This window comes from Methanospirillum sp. (assembly GCF_028679455.1).
GTDB lineage: Archaea > Halobacteriota > Methanomicrobia > Methanomicrobiales > Methanospirillaceae > Methanospirillum.
Window position 1 is genome coordinate 1 of record NZ_JAJRBM010000093.1, and the last position, 2950, is coordinate 2950.

2 protein-coding genes are annotated in these 2950 nt (G+C 50.9%); both read left to right on the top strand.

The genetic code is table 11. The features are described from left to right. Nucleotides 1-2476, top strand: a 2476-nt coding sequence (alaS, locus tag LUQ50_RS03055) for an alanine--tRNA ligase (RefSeq protein WP_300036008.1), incomplete at its 5' end; no start/stop codon positions are given. Beyond that, nucleotides 2469-2950: helix-turn-helix domain-containing protein (locus LUQ50_RS03060; RefSeq protein WP_300036011.1), on the top strand; the 482-nt coding region annotated here is incomplete at its 3' end. The genes alaS and LUQ50_RS03060, both read left to right, overlap by 8 nt.

Sequence of the window (2950 nt, forward strand, 5' to 3'; positions counted from 1 at the left end):
CCTTACCATTGCCTCAATTGCTGATTTTCAGCCATTTGTAACCAGTGGTGTTGTTCCTCCACCAGCAAACCCGCTTACCATCTCCCAACCCTGTGTCAGATTGAATGATCTTGACTCGGTCGGAAGATCAGGCCGGCACCTGACCTGCTTTGAAATGATGGCTCATCATGCCTTCAACTCAGGTACCAAAGAGGTGTACTGGAAGGATCGGACTGTAGAACTCTGCGATCAGTTCCTGGCCAGTATCGGTGCTGATATGAACCGGGTGACCTATAAGGAACACCCGTGGATCGGCGGAGGAAACGCAGGTCCAAGTGTGGAAGTACTTATCGGTGGTCTTGAGGTAGCAACCCTGGTGTTCATGAGTCTTGGGAAACAGAAGACCGAAAAACCACCGGTGATGCTTGAGGGGAACCCGTATTATCCGATGACGCTTCGGATTGTTGATACCGGATATGGTCTTGAACGACTGGTCTGGGCATCAAAGGGATCGCCTACAATCTATGATGCGGTCTTCCCTGATATGGTAAGTCATGTGATGCAGGAAGCCGGGCTTGGTCACCGTCTCAATGATCCAGACTTCATCCGTATCCTTGGAGAAAATGCAAAATTTGCCGGTCTGATGGATATATCCGGGCAGAAGATATTTGAACTGAGACAGAAGGTTGCTGCTCAGATCAATATCCCGGTTGAGAAATTGGAGAAGATGATCGCTCCGGTAGAGAGTGTGTATGCTATTGTGGATCATAGCCGCTGCCTCTCATACATGCTCGGCGATTGTATTGTTCCCTCGAATGTCAAGGATGGATATCTTGCCAGGCTCGTGATAAGGCGGACGCTCAGGATGATGCGGGATCTCAATATTGAGGACGGGTTCCTAAGTGATATGGTCAGCAGGCAGATGAAGATCATTGGAACTGACCGGTTTGAACAGGATCCTGACGTGGTCAGTGAGATCCTCGAGCGTGAGATCGAAAAGTACCGCACCACCCTGGAGAGAGGAGCCCGGACAGTTGAACGGCTTGCTCAGAGTTATAAGAAGAAGTGCGAAAAGATTCCGCTCAGTGAGATGGTCACTCTTTATGACTCCCACGGCATCCCACCCGAGATGGTCAGGGATCTTGCTGCATCACAGGGTGCTGTTGTCGATCTTCCTGATGATTTCTACTCACAGATTGCAGATATGCATTCAGAGTCAGAGCGTGAGCCTGAAAAAAATCCACTCTTTGATTATCTTGACCGGCTCTCCCATCTGCCTGAAACCCGAAGACTCTATTATGACAAACCGGGGTCCATGGAGTTCGAAGCCAAAGTCCTTGATGTCCTTGATACTCAGTATGTAGTTCTGGATGCAACCCTCTATTACCCTGAAGGTGGGGGCCAGCCTGGTGATACCGGTCTTCTTCTGGCTCCGGACGGGCTGACGATCCGGGTTGAAGATACCATCAAGCTCGGGGAATCGGTTTTACATAAGATATCCGGTGGCCATCTTCAGAAAGGTGACACCGTCCGGGGTATCATCGACGAGGAACGGCGTCTTTCCCTGATGCGTCATCATACCGCGACCCACATTCTGCTCCATGCTGCTCAGGAGGTTCTTGGTGCTCATATCCATCAGGCAGGTGCACAGAAGGGTGAGACCAGCTCACGGATGGATCTCAGACATTACAAGCATATCACCGCTGCAGAACTCAAGAAGATTGAAGCGGCTGCAAATCGTCTTGTGATGGCTAACTCTCCTACCTCAATCGCCTGGGAGGATAGGACTGATGCAGAGCAGAAATACGGGTTTTGCCTTTATCAGGGAGGAGTTCCCCCGGGTTCAAGGATCCGGGTTGTCAAGGTTGCCGGTGATATCGAAGCGTGTGCGGGTACCCACTGTGCCTATACTGGGGATATTGGTCTGATCAAGATCGTGAGAGTTGAACATATTCAGGATGGTATTGAGCGCCTGGAGTTCACTGCTGGTCTTGCGGCAGTACAGTATCTCCACCGGATGGAAGATCTGCTCACCGGAGCGGCAGAGGCGTTCTCAGTCCAGTCAGAAGCGCTTCCGGCCACAGCCCAACGTTTTTTTGGTGAGTGGAAAGATCAGCGGAAGGAGATTGAGCGTTTATCAGCGAAGGTCAGTGAGTTAGAACTGAAGAACTTGACCCCTGAAGAGATTGGAGGAGTTAGTGTCCTGATCAAACGCATTGATCTTCCCTCGGTTGAACTGGTGAAGATTGCCACCAGTATTTCTGCATCAGGCGGTGTAGCCCTGCTAATTGCAGGTGGTGAGACTGCACGGGCAGTTGTAGCCAGTGGTATTGAGATGATCAAGGCTGGAGATGTGATTGCTGCCGTATGTACAGTCCTTGGAGGAAAAGGTGGGGGAAAGCCTAACCTGGCCCAGGGTGGTGGACCTGATGTTGCCAGGATCGAGCAGGCTCTTACTACCGGCAGGGAACTGATCACCAACGCTTTCCATGCTTGAAGATACAGGCAGAAGTATACATTCAGGGGTCAGGGTGCTGACCCCTGACGATAATGAAGCCCGTGTTATTGCAAAAGCTATGGCAAGCAGCACGGCTGGTGATATTCTCCGGTCATTTCAGGGCAGGGAGATGACTGCTTCTGATCTGGCTACCGGCTTGAAAATTCCGATTCCAACTCTTCTTTATCATCTGGACTCGCTCCTCGAAGCTGGTCTGATTGAGGTTTCCCGGATCAGATACAGCGTCAAAGGGCGGGAAGTAAAAGTGTACAGGCAGTCTGACCGGATCGTTATTGTTGCGCCCCGGCATGCTGATCTCAAAGCATTGTTACTCAAATATGCTTCGCTCTTTGGTATCACCATCCTGGGTGCAGGAGTGGTATCCCTGCTCCAGCCATTACCATCACCAGAACTTATGGGGTCCGGCCTTCCTTTTCAGGAGATGAAGGATGCCCGGATTTTTTCCGAAATTGC